This is a genomic window from Halorubellus sp. JP-L1 (genome assembly GCF_011440375.1).
Lineage (GTDB): Archaea > Halobacteriota > Halobacteria > Halobacteriales > Natrialbaceae > Halorubellus.
This window is the reverse complement of the sequence record NZ_JAAOIR010000002.1, coordinates 825,147-842,518: the sequence shown is the minus strand read 5'-3', so window position 1 is coordinate 842,518 and position 17,372 is coordinate 825,147. Positions and strand designations below refer to the sequence as shown.

Here is a 17,372-nt window from a genome sequence, read left to right as displayed (position 1 = left end):
ATAGCACAAAGGTTTCAAGCCGCGTCCGGGTTACTGGCGAGTATGCGACGCCGTCGCCTCCTCAGCGCGCTGTCGGTCGCAGCCGTCGGCCTCGCCGGCTGCACCACCGGGCCGGGGAAGTCCGGACCGAAGTGGGGCCCGCCGGCGACGGCCCCGGAGACGCCGACCAGGGACGAGTCCACGCTCGAACCGACGGCCACGACGACCGCGCCCGGCCGCGGCCTCCAGGCGAGCTTCACGTACGCGACGAACGCCGACACCGACGCGTTCGCGGTCACCGTCACCGTCACGAACGCGATCGACGAACCCCGGTCGGCGGTGCTCGTCGTCACCTGGAACCGCGACGGCGAGACGCAAACCGAGGAACGAGACGTCTCCCTCGACCCCGGCGAGGACGTGTCCTTCGAGATGACGTTCCCCGAGGTCGGGAACCTCTCGTTCGACTGGCGCGAACCCTGACCCGCGACGGGCCGATAGCGGCATTGCCCGGAGTCACCGTCGCCGGCTCGCGACGCGCTCCTCGGCGGTGTCCGCGCTCACGATCTCGTAGAGGCGCGCGGTCTTCCCGTCGCGCGGCCGGAGGATGCGGCCGAGGCGTTGCGTGAACTCGCGCTCGCTCCCGCTCCCCGAGCAGACGACGCCCACGTTCGCCTCCGGGACGTCGACGCCCTCGTCGAGGACGTTCGAGGACACGATCCGCGAGTACCGGCCCTCGCGGAACCGGTCGAGTATCTCCCGACGCTCGCTCGCGCTCGTCTGGTGCGTGACGACGGGGACGAGGAAGCGTTCGGCGACCTCGTACGCGAAGTCGTTGTGTGCCGTGAACACGATGACGCGGTCGTCGCGGTGCCGGTCGAGGACGTCCCCGAGCGCCGCGACCTTCGCCTCGCTCCCGAGCATGATGCGGCGCGCGCGCTCCTTCGCGAGGAGGGCTTCGCGTGCCTCGGGGTCGGTCCCAGATCGTTTGACGAGTTCCTGGTAGTCGCTCCCGCTGCGCATCTGGATGCCCGAGGTGGCGAGGTAGTCCGTGAACGTCTCCTGGTTCGCCTCGTAGCGTTCGCGTTCCTCGGGCGTGAGTTCGACCTCGACGCGCTTGACGTCGTACGGCGCGAGGTGCTCGCCGGCGAGGTCGTCGACGCTCAGGCGGTGGACGAGCGGCCCGACGAGTTCGGCGACGACCTCGTGGGCGTCGTCCGGGCGCTCGAACGTCGCCGTGAGCCCCATCCGAGCGGGCGCGGCGAGTAGGCGCGCGGCGTCGCGGTAGCCCTCGCCGCCGAGGTGGTGGACCTCGTCGAACACCACGAACCCGAACCGGTCGCCGACGTCCTCGGCTTTGAGGTACGCCGAGTCGTACGTCGACACCGTGATCGGCTCGATACGCTGCTCGCCGCCCCCGAACTGGCCGATGGGGACGTCGAACTCCGCCTCCAGTTCGGTGCGCCACTGTTCGAGCAGGTCGATGGTGGGGACGACGACGAGCGTCGGCGTCGACAGCGCCGCCATCGCAGCGAGCGCGATCACGGTCTTCCCGCTCCCGGTGGGGAGTTCCAGGTTCCCGCGCCGCCCGGCGTCCTCCCAGGCGTCGACGGCGTCCTCCTGGTAGGACCGTAGCTCGTACGACGTCTCCAGGTTCGGGACGTCGTCGAGGTCGAGGCCGCGGTCGTCGACGGCGACGTCCGCGGCCGAGAGCGCATCGCGGATCGCCGCGTATCGGAACGCCGGGGCGCGGAGGCCGCCGCTCCGCGGGTCCGACTCCACGCCAGGGAGCGTCGAGCGGACTGCGTCCGAGACGTCGCCGTCGACGCGCACCGAGCCGTTCTCGTACCGGAGCGTGACGGTCACGCCTCCACGTCCGACCGCGCGCCAGATAAGCGAGTCGCTCGATAGCGAATCGATCGATTGCGAATCGGTCGATAGCGAGTCGGTCGACTGCGGCTCGTTCTCCTCGACGGACCACCCGCGGAACCGCGGCGCGAACCGGCGGTCGCGGCCGCCGCGGCACGTACCTGAATCCTTTTATCCGAAGGGGGGTTTTGTTTCCACCATGACCGAAGACGACGGTTCAGTGGACTCCGCGGTCGACGCCGAGGAGGCCGACGACTCGGCACCCCCCGACGGTGCCGAGTCGGGGGGCGAACAGGGCGCCGAAGACGCCGATGACGTGGCCGACAACGACGCGAACCCCGACGACGGCTTCGTGACGGCAGACCCCGAGCCTGCAGCGGACGCGGCCGACGTCGACGAACCGGTCGGGGGCACCGGCGGCGAGGACGCGACCCGGGCGGCGACGCCCGTCAGCGAGGACATCGTCGACCGCGTCGCCGAGTACGACGACGACGCCGCGGGCGAGGTCCGTGCGCTCGTCGAACGCGCGTTCGAACTGAAGACGCAGGCCGAGCGCGTCCCCGAACTTGAGGCTCGCGTCGACGAACTCGAGGACGACGTCGAGTCGCTCCGAGAGGAGCGCGAGGACCTCCAGTCGAAGCTCCGACGGAAGCAAGCGGACTTCAAGAACTACAAGGAGCGCCAGAAGCGCAAGCAAGAGGAGATGAAGGAGCGCGCGACCGAGGACCTCGTGGAGCGCATCGTCGGCGTCCGCGACGACCTCAAGCGCGCGCTCGACCAGGACGTCGACGACGGGGAGAGCATCCGCGACGGCGTCGAGATGACGCTCAAGGAGTTCGATCGCGTGCTCGCCGAGGAGAACGTCGAGGAGATCGCGCCCGAGGCCGGCGAGGACGTCGACCCGCAGCGCCACGAGGTGATGGTGCGCGTCGACAGCGAACACCCTGAGGGCACCGTCGCCGAGGTGTTCAACCCCGGGTACGAGATGGCGGACCGCGTCGTCCAGGCGGCGCAGGTGACGGTGAGCAACGGCGCGAACCACTCCACGCGCGACGAGGACGCGAGCGCGGACGCGGACGAGTCAGCAGCGGAAACGGACGGTTCGAGTGAGGGGAGCGACGCGGAGACCGACGGTTCGAGTGAGGGGAGCGACGCGGAAACGGACGGTTCGGGCGTGGAGGGCGAGGCGGACGGCGAGGAGTCGGGCGACGAGGCGGTGGCGCTCGGCGGTGAAGTCGACGACGGGACGGCGTCGGGGGAGGACGTCGGTCAGGCGAGCGACGAGGACATTAGTGCAGCCCTCGACGACGAGTAGTCTTCTCTCGCGCACTCGAAAATTAGTTCAGGACGGGGCCCTGGGGCGGTTGAGACATTTTAATTCGCCGAGAGGCCGTGTAAAGCAAGTTTTAAACGGCGCAGGTTGCTATGGCAAGACAACATGGCGAGCAACAAGATTCTCGGTATCGACCTCGGTACCACGAACAGCGCGTTCGCGGTGATGGAAGGTGGGGACCCGGAGATCATCGTCAACAACGAGGGCGACCGAACGACGCCGAGCGTCGTCGCGTTCACCGACGACGGTGAGCGCCTCGTCGGGAAGCCCGCGAAGAACCAGGCGATCCAGAATCCCGAGCGAACGATCGCCTCCATCAAGCGTCACATGGGCGAGGAGGACTACGCGGTCGAGATCGACGACGAGGAGTACTCGCCCGAGCAGATCTCGGCGATGACGCTCCAGAAGATCAAGCGCGACGCCGAGGACTACCTCGGCGACGACGTCGAGAAGGCCGTCATCACGGTGCCCGCGTACTTCAGCGACCGCCAGCGGCAGGCGACGAAGGACGCCGGCGAGATCGCGGGCTTCGACGTGGAGCGCATCATCAACGAGCCGACGGCCGCCGCGATGGCGTACGGGCTGGACGACGATTCTGACCAGACCGTGCTCGTGTACGACCTCGGTGGGGGGACGTTCGACGTCTCCATTCTCGACCTCGGCGGCGGCGTGTACGAGGTCGTCGCGACGAACGGGGACAACGACCTCGGTGGGGACGACTGGGACCACGCGATCATCGACTGGCTCGCCGAGGAGTTCGAGAGCGAGCACGGCATCGACCTGCGCGACGACCGGCAGGCGCTCCAGCGCCTGAAGGACGCCGCCGAGGAGGCGAAGATCGAGCTCTCGAGCCGGAAGGAGACGGAGATCAACCTGCCGTTCATCACGGCGACGGACGACGGCCCGATCCACCTCGAGGAGAGCCTGACGCGAGCGAAGTTCGAGTCGCTGTCGGCGGACCTCATCGAGCGCACGCAGGGCCCGACCGAGCAAGCGCTCGACGACGCGGGCTACGACAAGGGCGACATCGACGACGTCATCCTCGTGGGCGGGTCGACGCGGATGCCCCAGGTCAAGGAGCAGGTCGAGGCGATGCTGGACATCGAACCGAAGGGGAACGTCAACCCGGACGAGGCGGTCGCGCTCGGCGCGGCGATCCAAGGTGGCGTGCTCGGCGGCGAAGTCGACGACATCGTCCTGCTGGACGTGACGCCGCTCAGCCTCGGTATCGAGGTGAAGGGCGGGCTGTTCGAGCGTCTCATCGAGAAGAACACGACGATTCCGACCGAGGAGTCGAAGATCTTCACGACGGCGGCGGACAACCAGACGACGGTCCAGGTGCGCGTGTTCCAGGGCGAGCGCGAGATCGCCGAGGAGAACGAGATGCTCGGCGAGTTCCACCTCACCGGCATCCCGCCGGCGCCCGCTGGCACGCCCCAGATCGAGGTGGCGTTCAGCATCGACGAGAACGGTATCGTGAACGTCACGGCCGAGGACAAGGGCAGCGGGAACAAGGAGGACATCACGATCGAGGGCGGTGCTGGGCTCTCGGACGCGGAGATCGACCAGATGCAGGAGGAGGCCAAGGAGCACGCCGAGGAGGACAAGCTCCGGCGTGAACGCATCGAGGCGCGGAACAACGCGGAGGCGACGCTCCAGCGCGCGGAGAAGCTCCTGGACGAGAACGCCGACGAGGTCGACGACGCGCTCGTCGGGGACATCGAGGCGCAGATGGACGAGCTCGAGGCGACGCTCGAGGACGACGAGGCCGACAAGGAAGAGATCGAGGACGCGTCGAAGGCGCTCTCGGAGGAACTCCAGGAGATCGGTAAGCAGATGTACGACGGCGCGGCCCAGGGTGGCCCGCAGGGTGGCCCCGAGGGCGGCATGGGCGGCGCCGGTATGGGCGGCGAAGGCGGCATGGGTGGCATGGGCGGCGACGGTGCCGCGGCCGCCGACGGCGACGACGAGGAGGAGTACGTCGACGCCGACTTCGAGGACGTCGAAGAGGACGAGGAAGCGTAAGCGACGAGTCGGTCGGCCGGTCCGTTGCGGTTCTTTCTTCGCGGATGTGGGTTGCGTGGCGTCTGTAGTGGGTGAGCGCTGCGTGCGTGGTGGCGAGTGGAACCCGCTCTTTTGAAGTGGCTCAACGGAGTAACGGACTACAACGAGAATGACGGAGGACTTCTACGACGCGCTCGGCGTGGGTCGGGATGCGTCCGAGGACGAGATCAAGCAGGCCTATCGGAAGAAGGCCGCGGAGTATCATCCGGACGTGTCCGACGCGGAGGATGCGGAGGAGAAGTTCAAGCGAGTGAAGAAGGCCAAGGAGGTGTTGACGGACGAGGAGAAGCGGCAGGCGTACGATCGGATGGGCCACGAGCGCTTCGAGCAGGCGGAGAAGCGCGGCGGGTTCGACGGGCGTGGCGGTGCCGGCGGTGCCGGTGGCGCTGGTGGACCGTTCGGTGGCGCTGGTGGGCCGTTCGGCGGTGGCGGTGGCGCTGGCGGTGCCGGCGGGATCAACGACATCTTCGAGCAGTTCTTCGGTGGCGGCGGTCAGGGCGGTCAGCGCGGGCCGCGGCCGGGTCGGGACCTCCGGATGGAGCTCGAGCTCGACCTGGAGGAGGCGTTCGAGGGCGTGATGAAGGAGGTCTCGATCACGCGGCCGTCGCGCTGTTCGGTCTGCGACGGCGAGGGGCATCCGCCCGAAGCGAGTGCCGAGACGTGCCCGGAGTGCCAGGGCGAGGGGCGCGTGACGCGCGTCCAGCAGACGCCGTTCGGGCGGATGCAGCAGACCGGCGAGTGCCCGCGCTGTGACGGCGCCGGCGAGCTCTACGACGAGACGTGCAGCGAGTGCCGCGGGGATGGTATCGTGCGCGAGGACGTGACGATGCGCGTGGACATCCCGGAGGGCATCGACACCGGACAGACCATTCGCCGCGAGGGCGAGGGTGCGCCCGGCGAACCGGGGGCGCGCAACGGCGATCTCCTCATCGACGTTCGCGTCCGCGAGCACGACGAGTTCGAGCGCGACGGCGACGACCTCTACTATCGGCTCCCGATCTCGTTCCCGCAGGCGACCTTCGGCGACGAGGTGACCGTGGACGTGTTCGGCGAGGACGTCGACGTGGAGATTCCAGCTGGCACGCAGAGCGGCGAGCAGTTCCGCGAGCGCGGCGCGGGCATGCCGCGAACGCACCGGCGCGGTCGCGGGAGTCTCGTCGTCCAGGTGCAGGTCGTGACGCCGGAGCCCTCGGAGCTGAACGAGGAACAGAAGGAGTCCCTGGAGGCGTTCGCGGAGGCCGGTGGCGAGGAGATAGAGCTCTCCGAGGGATTCTGGCAGAAGATAAAGAACACGTTCTGAGCGCAGCGCAGTGGCAGTCGTCTGGCCGCCGGTCCGGTCGAGCCTTTAATCCGCTTCGTTCTCAGTCGTCGCGAGCGTCGGGTTCGGCGGACTGGCGCGAGTCGTCGTTCCCGGAGACTGGCCGGCGGGCGTCGTCGCCGGCGTCCGAGAGCGGGTCGTCCTCGAACGCGTCACCGCTGTCGTTCGGGGCCGAGTCGGCGTCGGTGACCGTGCTGGCGGGCGCGCTCTCCGTGCCGTCAGCGGACGTCGAGGCACTGTCCGCGGTGGCTGCGTTCGCACTGGCGGCCTGGCGGCGTCCGCCCGCCGCGTTCGCGCCGTCGCCCTGAGCGTCCGCCCGTTGCTTCTCCAGGAGTTCGAGGACGGCGGACTGGAGGCGTTCGGGTTCGGCGGCGTTGTCGAACTCGACGTAGCCGATGCCGCGATTGGAGCCGACGGCGAGGAACGAGATGGTCCCGTACCCGAGCAACGCCTGCGTGCGACTCCGTGACAGCTCGACGCCGCGGATCATGTGCAGCGGGAGTTCCCTGGATTGCTCGCGGTACGCGAGCCGGTACTGGCGGCGGACGCTGTCCGACGTCACGACGTACTGCGTGCGGTGCAGGACGACGTACTTGATCGCGAGGCGGACGAGGCCGACGACGGTGAGCGCGAGGACGACCAGGCCCGCGAGTCGCGCGTACCCCTGCTCGCCGAAGAGCTCGGGGTTCGAGTAGAGGTACGTGCCGACGAACCCGCCGACGAGTACCGTCACCGCGAGGTACCCGAGGACGAGCGTCGTCGCGGGCGTGCCGACGGCGACGTCCTCGCCGCCGAAGGTGTCTTCGTCTCGGTCCGTCAGGAACTTGGTGTGAGTGTCTTCTGTCATGGGTTAGCCGACGATGGGGACGCCGAGTTCGTACGCGAGGATGGTGCCGACGATGTACAGGGCCGGTGCCGCGCCGACCGCTGCGAGGACGAGCAGCCCCGTGAATCGGGACGCGCCGTGGTTGATGCGCGCGCCGAGGTACATCGAGTAGAGGTAGTAGAGGACGCAGACGACGAGGCCGGCGATGACGAGCTGGCCTTCGTTGGAGATCGCGGCGATGTTCACGGGGTCGGGACGCCCGGACGGGAGGGCGAGATCCGACCCGAGGAGGTCGATGAGGAGGTAGACGAACTGCGCTTGCAGGGCGACGACGAACTCCGCGGCGACCGAGGTCGTCTCGGCCTGCGAGAGGTACCAGACGAGACTGAACATCCCGGCGAGGTACGCGCTCGTCGAGTACGTGATGGTGTGCGCGGTCTGGAGGATGCCATCCGAGTTCAGCGTGAGGAGGACCGCGACGTGGTAGTTGACGAGCGTGAGGACCGCTGCGACGGTGAGGAACGCGGAGTTCTGGACGAGCGCGGAGAGGAACTGCCACGCCGTCTCCGGGTCGCTGAACCCGCCGACGACTGCGGCGAACCACTCCGGGGACGCCGCCGTGCTCTGCACGCCGATGCCGGCGAGCGTCAGCGGGATCGCGTACAGTGCGAGGTTGACGACGTAGACGACTGCGAGCCGGTTCAGTTCCAGCGCCGTCCACAGCCACCCGCCGGCGTACTCGTCGGTACGGGACCGCACGAACCGGTGCGGCTGGAAGACGGCGTCGAACAACCCCCGAACCACCCCTGCGACGTATCCTGTTGCCATCGCGTAACACCGCTACGTTCTGACACCACCTGCATAACGATTGCGGCACTCCTCCAGACCGACTGGCTGCGGATTCGCGTCGAGTACTGGCCAGTCGTGCGGTTCGTACGCGCGGTCGCTATCGGGAGCGGGTCGAGACCGTCGCGTCTTTTGGGAGTGGTCGAGAACGCGAGGGTATGGAGACCCTCGTGGACCTCGTCGCTCGCGACCGGCGGTCGGACGCGGACGCGCTGCGCGCACCGGCCGAGGACCAGTTCTTCGACTACCATCGGCTCTGCACGACGACGTGGAAGACCGCGAACTTCCTGCACGCGAGGGGCGTCCGTGCCCGTTCGACGGTCGGCGTCGGCGTGGACGCACGCGCCGAACCCGTCCTCTCGGTGCTGGGCGCCGCGCTCCTCGGCGCGAAGTCGTACGTCGGCGCACCACGGAGCGTGGACGCGCGCGCCGTCGTGAGTCACGTCGACGACGTCGACGACTACGACCTCGACGCCGGCACCCAGCGAGTCGCGTACGGCGGCGACCACGCCGACCCCGGCGTCTATCACTTCGAGGGCGACGTCTGGAGCGAGAACCCCACGATGCCGCCCGAAGCCGACTCGCGTGCGGCCGTCAACGTCGCGCTCGTCACTGGCGCCGACGCCGTCACGCACGGCGAACTCCTCGACGCTGCACGCGACGTCGCCGACCAGTTCTCGCTTACCGACGAGACCGAGGTCGCGGTCCGTGCGCCGCTCAGCGACCCGCGCGCGTTCGCTGGCGGCGTCCTCGCCCCGCTCCTCGTCGGCGGCAGTCTCGTCTTCCCCGACGACGACACCGTCGCCGACGCCGCCGTCCTCGCACCCGACCGCGAGGCGCCCGAGGAGCGCGTGCTCGGGGTCCGCGACGTCGACCTCGGATAGAAGAATACATATGAGTTAGTCGTTAGTTCACACGAACGTGAACGAGAATGTTTCTCGACGGCGGCTCCTGCAGGCTGGAACACTCGCTGGCATCGCCGGCCTCGCCGGCTGCAGTTCATTGACCGGGAGTGGGAGTGGCGATCTGGAAGCGACGGCGGTCGGTGCGGGCTCGTCGTGGGCGACGGACAGGGGGAACACCCAGCGCACGGGACACGCCTGGGGGACGGCCCTCGAAGCTGAACCGACGGTCGCGTGGACGCAGGAGGCGGACGGAGATTCCCTCACAGCCATCGACGGCAAGGTGTTCACCGCCGGTGACGGGTTCGCGGCGCTCGACGCGGCCAGTGGGGAGCCGAAGTGGCGCGTGAGCGAATCGGAGACGTTCGAGAACGGCGGCGGGCAACAGCCGACGGTCGTCGGCGATACCGTCGTGCAGACGACCTCCGGTTCGAGCACGGAGGGGGCCGTCTACGCGTTCGACGCCGAGACCGGTGACCGTCTCTGGGCGCACGAGGTGGCGGAGATCCATCACGCACCTCTCGTCGTCGACGGCACCGTCTACGTATCGCCCCACAGGGAACTGTACGCGTGGGACCTGGAATCGGGCGAAGAGAAGTGGACGCTCGACACGGGCGGTGCAGTGTCCGCCATCGGCGACACCGTCTACTTCGCCGACCGAAAGAGCAAACTGTTCGAACTGGACCCGAGCTCCGGCAGCAAGAACCTCCTTCACGAGACGACGATACTCGAGCCCAGTTACGTCGACGAGACGGTCTATCACTTCTCCGCGTCATACGAACAACTGGTCGCCACGGACCTGTCGAGCGGCGACGCCAGCTGGACGTTCGACCTCGACACCCTCGATCACACGCGTCACGCTATCGCGGGCGACCTCGTCCTCGCCGGCACCCACGGAGGGGAACTGTACGCGATCGACCGCGAAGACGGGAGCGAGCGATGGACGGCGACGACGTCGGGCGCCTTCCGGACGCCGATCGTGGTCCGGGACACGGTCTACCTGGCGACCGCCGACGGCGCAGTCGTCGCGCTCTCGCTCGACGACGGGAGCGAGCGATGGCAGAAGGATCTCGGTGACGGATGGGTGGGTTCGCCCGCGTACGCGAACGGAACGCTCTACGTCGTGCACGACGGCGAAGTGAAGGCACTGGAGTCGAACTGATCGATCCGGCGCACTCGCCGCACGTCTCGGGACGTTCTCGATCCTGTCCTCTCGTGCGTTCTCCACTTCTCGAGCGCGTCGCGGTCCTCGATGCTACTCGTAGGTGAGCGTCATGCCGCCGTCGAACAGGAGGTCTCCGCCGTTGAGGTGGTCGCCGTGCGTCGAGAACCCGAAGACGAAGAGGTTCGCGACGTCGACGGGCTCCATCATCTCCTTCACGCGGGACTGCCCGAGCATGACGTCCTCGATGACCTCGTCGACGGAGATGCCGCGCTGGTCGGCGGTATCGGGTATCTGGTCGGTGACGAGCGGGGTCTTCACGTACCCGGTGCTGATGGAGAACGACCGGAGGCCCGCCCCGCCCTCGGCCGCGATGGACTGCGTGAGGCCGCGGAGACCGAACTTCGAGACGTTGTACCCGACCTTGTCGGCGGTGACGTAGTGGCCGTGGACGGACGCCATGTTGCCGACGGCGCCGACGCCGTCGTCGGTCCCCCGGACGTGCGGGATGGTGCGTTTCGAGAGCGCGATGGGCGCCCGGAGCATGACGTCGTGCATCTGGTCGTACTTCTCCATCGGGAAGTCCTCGATGGCGTCGATGTGCTGGAGGCCGGCGACGTTCGCGAGGTACCGGACGGTCCCGCTGGCGGCGGCGTCCTCGACGATCCGGTCGAGGTCGGCGTCCCTGGTGAGATCGGCGACCGTCGTCTCGATACGTCCGTCGACGTCGAGGGCCTCGGCTTCGGCGGTCGTCTCGGCGAGTCCGTCCTCGTCGACGTCGGTCGCGAGGACGGTGAGGCCGTTCGCGGCGACGGCGAGCGCAGTCGCCCGTCCGATGCCGGAGCCGGCGCCAGTGACGATGCAGACGTTCTCGCGCGAGAAGTGCTCGTCGTCGACGAACAGCACGTCGTCGTCGGTGATCTCGTCGACCGTCAACCGGTCGTGAGATGGGCTCTCTGTCATCCACTAGTGGTGGTCCAGACAGCGGTGAAAAACGAGAGGTTGACATGTATACCACCCGCGATCCGTCACGATGGCAGTCGATGTCGACCGCTCATCGCACTGACGTTCGACGTCGGCGAGCGGGAGTCGCGCGGCCGGCGGCCGCAGCCAGGTAATCAAAAGGAATAAGCGGGCGGGAGGTCATCGATTGTTAGATGATATCACTCCAGATGGACATGGTCCAGTACGACTGTCCGTACATCGACACGACAGTCGAGAACGACGTGTCTTTCTACACTCGCCAGTGGGACTTCGACCACGAGCGCGAGGAACTGGAGACGCGGATCGTCGTCGACGGCGACGACCGGGGCGCGGTCGACAACGGCCTCGGCACGCTCCGCGACCACCCGAACATGCGCGGGTACGACCTGCTTCGGCGCGACGGCGACATCGCACTCATCCGCTCGCGCATCGGCCAGACGAACGCGATGGAGGTCATCCGCGACCGCGGCGGCTACATCACGGGACCCTTCGAGATCGTAGCAGGGAGCGAGATCTGGAACGTCGGCTTCGACCGCGAGGGCGTCGCCAACGGCGCGCTGAGTGCGCTCGAACGCAACAACGACTTCACCGTGGAGTCCCGGGAGTCGATGGCGCTCGAGGACTACTACGACCTGATGCGGAACGTCGACCCAGCCACGTCGCTGCTCGACGGCTGCCGCGAGCTCTCGACGACCGAGCGGGAGACGCTGCGGGCCGCCGTCGCCGACGGCTACTTCGAGACGCCCCGCGACGCGACGCTGTCGACGCTCGCGGAGACGTTCGGGGTGTCGAAGATGGCGGTCTCGAAGAACCTGCGCCGGGGCGAACGGAAGCTCCTCGGGCGCGTGATGGACGCGATCGAGGAGATCGACGTCGAAGACGAGTAGGACCAGCGGCGCGCGACTCCAGGCGCGATTGGCCGCTTCCCTTCATCGGTCGCTTACTGGCCGCTGTCCTTCCTCAGTCGCTTACTGGCCGCTGCCCTGCATCAGTCGCTGTATCTCCTCCTGCTGGACGATCTCCGTCGGGTCGCCGCTGTCGACGATCTCGCCGCGTTCGATCACGTAGAGCTCGTCGACGACCTCCGGGACGTGCGTGACGTTCGATTCGGCGATCAGGACCGCGATGCCCTGATCGTTGATGTCCTCGATGTAGCCCTTGAGGCGTTCGACGATGATGGGCGCGAGCCCCTCCAGGGGCTCGTCGAGGATGAGGAGGTCGGGCTGGAGGCAGAGCGCGCGACCGATCGCGACCATCTTCGCCTGACCGCCGCTGAGGTTCTCGACGAGTTCGTCCCGGCGGTCGTCGAGTTCGTCCAGCAGGTCGAACACGCTCTCGACGACGGCGTCCTCGTCGGTCACCCCGCGAGCGTCGCCCGACGTCCAGATCGGGAGTCGGAAGTTCTCCTCTATGGTCATCCCCGTGAACAGCTTGCGGTCCTCTGGCTGGTAGCCGATGCCGCGGCGCGGAACGACCTCGGGTCGGAGCGCGGTGAGCTCCTCGCCCTTGAACCGGACCGAGCCGCCGCGGACCTCGGTGAGGCCCATGATGCCCCGGAACGTCGTCGTCTTCCCGGCGCCGTTCCGGCCGACGAGCCCGATCGCCTGCCCGGACTCGACGTCGAGGTCGACGTCGTCGGTCACCTGGAAGCCGGCGACGGCGGCGTCGAGTCCCCGGACGCTGAGGAGCGGTTCGTCGCTCATGCTGCCACCTCCCTGCTGATGCGGGAGGCGTCGGCGGTCATGCTTCGACCCCCAGGAGGACGCGGCGCAGTTCGTCGTCCGTCTCGAGTATCGACGCGTCGCCCTCGCCGAGCACGGCGCCCTGGTGGAGCGCGATGACGCGGTCGGCGTGCTCGCTGACGATGTCCATGTCGTGCTCGATGGCGACTGTCGTCACGTCCTCGGCTTTGCTCACGTTCACGATGGTCTCCATGACGTAGTCGGTCTCCTGTGCGGACACGCCCGAGGTCGGCTCGTCGAGCAGGAGGACGTCCGGGTCGAGTCCGAACGACATCGCGACGTCGAGCAGTTTCCGGTCGCCGTGCGGGAGCGTGTCCGCGACGACGTGCTGCTGGTCGTCGAGCCGGAAGCGCTCGAGGAGGTCTTCGACTATCGCCTCGACGCCCTCGTGTTCGTCGCTGAAGCTGAACGCGCTCCCGAGCAGCCCCTGCTCGGAGAGCACCGCCGTCCGCAGGTTCTCCCTGACGGTCATCTCCTCGAACACGTGGACGACCTGGAAGCTCCGGACGACGCCGGCCTTCACGCGCTCCTCGGGCGCCATGTCCGTGATGTCCACGGACGTCTCCTCGCCGTCGTCGTCCGTCCGATGGAGGACGACGCTCCCCTCGTCGGGCTCCAGCAGTCCCGTGAGGAGGTTGACGAGCGTGGTCTTGCCGGCGCCGTTCGGGCCGACGATGAACACCATCTCGCCGTCCTCGCGACCGAACTCGACGTCGACGTCGTCGGTCGCGACGAGCTGGCCGAACGCCTTACGGAGGTTGCGTGCTTCCAGCATTATCGCACCCCGAACACGAGTACGACGAGGTTGCGTTTCGCGCGCGAGAGCGCGGCGACGAGCGCGTCGGCGCCGTCCTGGACCCAGTCGCCGGCGACCGACGGGTCGTCGACGAGCGCCCCGGCGCGGTCGCGGAGCGGACTCCCGGACTGGAGCGAGCCGACGATGCCCCGTGGGAACCCGAACACGAGCAGGACCAGCACGAGGCCGGTGAGCGCGTCGAAGTAGTTCGTGAAGTCCTGGCCGACGTCCTGCAGGAACACGAGCACGATCCCGCCGACGAGCGGCCCGATCAGGGTCCCGAACCCGCCGAGGATCGCCATGAACAGGATCTCTCCCGACCGGAGGAAGTACAGCGTCGACTCCGGGCGGACGTGCTGCTGGACGAGTCCGTACATGCCACCGGCGAGAGCGCCGTAGACGCCCGAGAGCACGAACGCCGCCAGGACGTACCGCCGCACGGGAATACCGATGAACTGGGCGCGCGTTCGGTCTTGCCCGATGGCGTCGAGCGCGTTCCCGAACGGCGAGTTCACGATCCGCCACATCACGAACAGCGCGACGACGACGACGAGCACCGTCAGGTAGTAGACGACGACGGCGTACACGTCCGGCGCGAGGTCCGCACCGAGCAGCGTCGCCTGGTTCGCGTCGCCGGGCCTGACGGAGATGCCGTCGCTCCCGCCGACGTAGCTCTGTCCTTGCGCGATCGCGTACAGGAGCTGGCCGAACGCGAGCGTCAGCAGCGAGAAGTACAGGCCGGTGTGGCGAAGCGAGAGGAACCCGATGACGCCCGCCATCAGCGTCCCGATGAGCGTCGCCGCGGCGAGCAACAGGATCATGCTCGTCACGTCGAAGTGCGTCGCGAGCACGCCCGCAGTGTACGCGCCCGTCCCGAAGAACGCCGCGTGCCCGAACGAAACGAGCTTCGTGTGCCGGAGCAGGACGTTCAGGCCGACGGCGGCGAGCCCGAACAGGACGCCCTGGTGGAGCACGCGGAGTTGGATACTCGACGAGAGCGACGCGATGTCCGGGACGGCGACGAACAGCACGAGCAGCGCGAGCCAGCCGACGACGCGGAGCGGCGTCAGCACCATCCCGCGGGTGACGCGCACGTACCGCTCGCCGTCGTGCGTGGTCGTGGACGGCAAGTAGCTGCTGCGCCCCCACGCCTCGAGCGGCCGCGGGTCGTCGGCGGTGGACGGGTGGTCGGTCACGCCGTCTCACCCCACGTCCCGAACAGGCCGTTCGGTTTCACGAGCAGGATGAGCGCCATGATCGCGAACGGCGCGGCGATCTCCGCCGGCGGATACTGCCAGACCGCCCACCGGCTGAGGACGCCGACGAGCATCGCGCCGACGAACGCACCTCGGAGACTCCCGAGGCCGCCGATGACGATGACGACGAACGACAACACGAGCGGGTTCGCGCCCATCTCGAGGTTCGCCTGGCTCTGGGGGAGCGCCATCGCGCCGGCGAATCCGGCGAAGAACGCGCCCATCGCGAACACGAGCGTGAACGTCCGGTCGGTGCTCACGCCGATCGCGGTCGCCATCTCGCGGTCGATCGCGGTCGCCCTGATGATGCGACCCATCTTCGTCCGGTTGAAGAAGTAGAACAGCCCGACGACGACGAGCGCCCCGACGGCGATGATGACGAGCTTGAACGTCGGGAAGTTCAGGCCGACGAACTCGGCGGCCGGGATGGCGTTGATGCCGCTGTAGACGTCCCCAGCGCGGACGGGCAGCGGCCCCCAGATGAACTTGTTGACGTCCTTGAGTATCAGGAGGAGTCCGAACGTGAGCACGAGCTGGTACACCTCGTCTCGCCCGTAGAGCGGTCTGAGGAACAGCGCTTCGAGGAGTACGCCGAGCGGTATCAGGACCGCGGCCGCGACCGCAGCGGCGAGCAACGCGACCACGAGGAAGACGGCGAGCCCCACGACGCCCTCGGGTGCCGCGACCAGCCCGGTGGCGTACCCGTACACGGAGAACGCGACGTACGCCCCGACGGCGTACAGCTCCCCGTGCGCGAGGTTGAGGACGTCCAGGATGCCCAGGATGATCGTGAGTCCCGAGGCTATGAGGAACAGGATGAACCCGTACTGGATGCCGTTGAGCGTGTGCGTCGCGAAGTTCGCTACGTCGACGACCATCGTCCCTCGCGACTTCGGGTCGGTTTCGGATGCATCGAGGCCATGAGTGCGTGTGTCGTCACCAGCTGTTGACCCACGCTTCGGCGTCCGTGCCGATCGGGGGTGCGACCTCCTGGGGCGTGAAGACGTTCACGTCCTCGAGGACGGCCCGTCCGAGGTCGTCGTCCCACTCCATCCGGCCGGAGTACGCGTTGGACTTGCCCTGGTGGTCCGACCCCATCACGTGGTAGCCCGCGGGCGTGTGGAACCCGTGGTCCTCGAGCGACCGCGCGATCTGCTCCTGGGACGGCCAGCCGCCCGTGAGCTGGACGGCCTTCTCGGTCGCGGTCGCCCACGCCGTCACCGCGCCGTACCCGCTCATGAAGTGCGCGGTCGGGACGACGTCGTACTGGTCCTGGGCCTCCTGGAACAGGTCTTCGTTCGGACTCCAGCGCGACCCGTTCGGGAAGTCCCAGTACCAGTTGCGGCTGCCCGAGAACGCCTCGGCCTGCTCGACGACGTCCTGCCCGAGTTCGTCGACGGCGCTGTAGAGGACGCTCCCGACGAGTTGGGTGTTGTCGAACATGTCGTTCGCCGCGGCCTGGTTCATGAGCGTCGTGACGTCGCCGCCCCAGCAACTGGAGAACGTGACGTCCGGCTCGGTGTCGTTCACCTGCGTGATGTGCGTGGACATGTCGTCCGCGAGGAGGTCCGGGAACCCCTCGTGAGTGACCTCGACGTCGCCGACGAGCTTCTCGATGGCGAGCTTGAAGAACTTCCACTCGTCCTGCCCGAACGCGTAGTTCGGGTTGATGCCCGCAATGGAGTCGATGTTGTCCGCACCGAGCCGCGAGACGGCCTCGCGGGCGGCGGTCACGCACTCCATCACGTCGTAGTTCTGGAAGCGGAACGAGTACGTTGGGTCCGGGACCGTGTCCTCGTACAGCGTCGTCACCGTGCCGTCCGTGCCGACGTTGACGACGCCCTGGGACTCGACCTCGGGGGCGAGCGCCGCGTGCCCGCCGCTGGAGATCGGGCCGAACGTCACGTCCTTGCCCTCGTCGACGAACTGCGTGTAGTTCTCGACGGCGGCGTCCGCCTCGTGCGCCACGTCCAGTTCCATCTCCCGTCCGGCGATACCGCCGGCGTCGTTGATGCGCTGGATGGCGATCTCGGCGCCGTACTGGGCCTGGAGGCCGAGGACCGACGCCGCACCCTCGGTGTACGTCTGTAACCCGGCCTGGATCGGTTCGTCCGGGACGTCGGCGTCGCCGTCGGCGACAGCGCCGTCGTCGTCGCCGAGGATCGTGCTGCAGCCGGCGAGCGCCGCGGCGACCGCGGTCCCGCCTACCATCCCCAGCATCGAACGTCGATCGATTCCACCGTCGGAGTCCGTGTTGTGTCTCGTCATTGTCGATTGCACGCAGTGGCGGACCACCGG

The 17,372-nt window shown here is 68.1% G+C and carries 16 protein-coding genes; 7 read left to right on the top strand and 9 right to left on the bottom strand.

Going from position 1 to position 17,372, the window contains the following annotated elements; all coding sequences use genetic code 11:
- The first annotated feature begins 42 nt into the window (after window positions 1-42).
- A complete protein-coding gene (locus tag G9C85_RS12770) occupies window positions 43-459 on the top strand; it encodes a hypothetical protein (RefSeq protein ID WP_166040515.1) in 417 nt (138 codons plus the stop codon).
- Between the two features lie 33 nt (window positions 460-492).
- On the opposite strand, the gene G9C85_RS12765 is transcribed toward G9C85_RS12770, so the two are convergent.
- Complete coding sequence (locus G9C85_RS12765) at window positions 493-1,842, bottom strand: DEAD/DEAH box helicase family protein (protein WP_166040512.1); 1,350 nt, start codon at window positions 1,840-1,842, stop codon at window positions 493-495.
- A 202-nt stretch (window positions 1,843-2,044) separates the two neighbouring features.
- Between G9C85_RS12765 and G9C85_RS12760 the strand changes: the two genes are divergently transcribed.
- From G9C85_RS12760 to dnaJ, 3 genes are all read left to right on the top strand, one after another.
- A complete protein-coding gene (locus tag G9C85_RS12760; protein WP_166040510.1) occupies window positions 2,045-3,160 on the top strand; it encodes a nucleotide exchange factor GrpE in 1,116 nt (371 codons plus the stop codon).
- Window positions 3,161-3,283: 123 nt separating this feature from the next.
- The gene (dnaK, locus tag G9C85_RS12755; RefSeq protein WP_166040508.1) at window positions 3,284-5,203 is read left to right on the top strand and encodes a molecular chaperone DnaK; all 1,920 of its coding nucleotides are present in this window, start codon (window positions 3,284-3,286) and stop codon (window positions 5,201-5,203) included.
- Between the two features lie 148 nt (window positions 5,204-5,351).
- Window positions 5,352-6,542, top strand: coding sequence for a molecular chaperone DnaJ (dnaJ, locus tag G9C85_RS12750; RefSeq protein ID WP_166040506.1), 1,191 nt, complete (start codon window positions 5,352-5,354; stop codon window positions 6,540-6,542).
- Window positions 6,543-6,603: 61 nt separating this feature from the next.
- Here the strand turns inward: dnaJ and G9C85_RS12745 are convergent, their stop codons facing one another.
- Window positions 6,604-7,407, bottom strand: coding sequence for a PH domain-containing protein (locus tag G9C85_RS12745; RefSeq protein WP_166040504.1), 804 nt, complete (start codon window positions 7,405-7,407; stop codon window positions 6,604-6,606).
- Window positions 7,408-7,410: 3 nt separating this feature from the next.
- A complete protein-coding gene (locus G9C85_RS12740; RefSeq protein ID WP_166040502.1) occupies window positions 7,411-8,214 on the bottom strand; it encodes a hypothetical protein in 804 nt (267 codons plus the stop codon).
- A 176-nt stretch (window positions 8,215-8,390) separates the two neighbouring features.
- Here G9C85_RS12740 and G9C85_RS12735 point away from each other — a divergent pair, with 176 nt between their 5' ends.
- A complete protein-coding gene (locus G9C85_RS12735; RefSeq protein WP_166040499.1) occupies window positions 8,391-9,116 on the top strand; it encodes a hypothetical protein in 726 nt (241 codons plus the stop codon).
- Between the two features lie 37 nt (window positions 9,117-9,153).
- Window positions 9,154-10,296, top strand: coding sequence for a PQQ-binding-like beta-propeller repeat protein (locus G9C85_RS12730; protein WP_166040497.1), 1,143 nt, complete (start codon window positions 9,154-9,156; stop codon window positions 10,294-10,296).
- Between the two features lie 93 nt (window positions 10,297-10,389).
- Here G9C85_RS12730 and G9C85_RS12725 read toward each other — a convergent pair whose 3' ends face one another.
- A complete protein-coding gene (locus tag G9C85_RS12725) occupies window positions 10,390-11,259 on the bottom strand; it encodes an SDR family oxidoreductase (RefSeq protein WP_166040495.1) in 870 nt (289 codons plus the stop codon).
- Between the two features lie 194 nt (window positions 11,260-11,453).
- Between G9C85_RS12725 and G9C85_RS12720 the strand changes: the two genes are divergently transcribed.
- Entirely contained in the window at window positions 11,454-12,167 is a 714-nt protein-coding gene (locus G9C85_RS12720; protein ID WP_166040494.1) for a helix-turn-helix domain-containing protein, read from the top strand.
- A gap of 81 nt (window positions 12,168-12,248) precedes the next feature.
- On the opposite strand, the gene G9C85_RS12715 is transcribed toward G9C85_RS12720, so the two are convergent.
- From G9C85_RS12715 to G9C85_RS12695, 5 genes are read right to left on the bottom strand one after another with little or no spacing between them, the layout of a single operon-like run.
- Window positions 12,249-12,983, bottom strand: a complete 735-nt coding sequence (locus G9C85_RS12715) for an ABC transporter ATP-binding protein (RefSeq protein ID WP_166040492.1) — start codon at window positions 12,981-12,983, stop codon at window positions 12,249-12,251.
- Between the two features lie 37 nt (window positions 12,984-13,020).
- Complete coding sequence (locus tag G9C85_RS12710; RefSeq protein ID WP_166040490.1) at window positions 13,021-13,797, bottom strand: ABC transporter ATP-binding protein; 777 nt, start codon at window positions 13,795-13,797, stop codon at window positions 13,021-13,023.
- Window positions 13,797-15,014 (bottom strand): branched-chain amino acid ABC transporter permease, encoded by a 1,218-nt coding sequence (locus G9C85_RS12705; protein WP_369680811.1) that lies wholly within the window; start codon window positions 15,012-15,014, stop codon window positions 13,797-13,799. The genes G9C85_RS12710 and G9C85_RS12705 overlap by 1 nt, the downstream gene beginning before the upstream one ends.
- On the bottom strand, window positions 15,011-15,952 hold the full coding sequence (locus tag G9C85_RS12700) for a branched-chain amino acid ABC transporter permease (RefSeq protein WP_166040488.1): 942 nt from the start codon (window positions 15,950-15,952) through the stop codon (window positions 15,011-15,013). Before G9C85_RS12700 ends, G9C85_RS12705 begins: the two co-directional genes overlap by 4 nt.
- Window positions 15,953-16,010: 58 nt before the next feature.
- Entirely contained in the window at window positions 16,011-17,294 is a 1,284-nt protein-coding gene (locus G9C85_RS12695) for an ABC transporter substrate-binding protein (RefSeq protein ID WP_166040486.1), read from the bottom strand.
- Window positions 17,295-17,372: the final 78 nt, after the last annotated feature.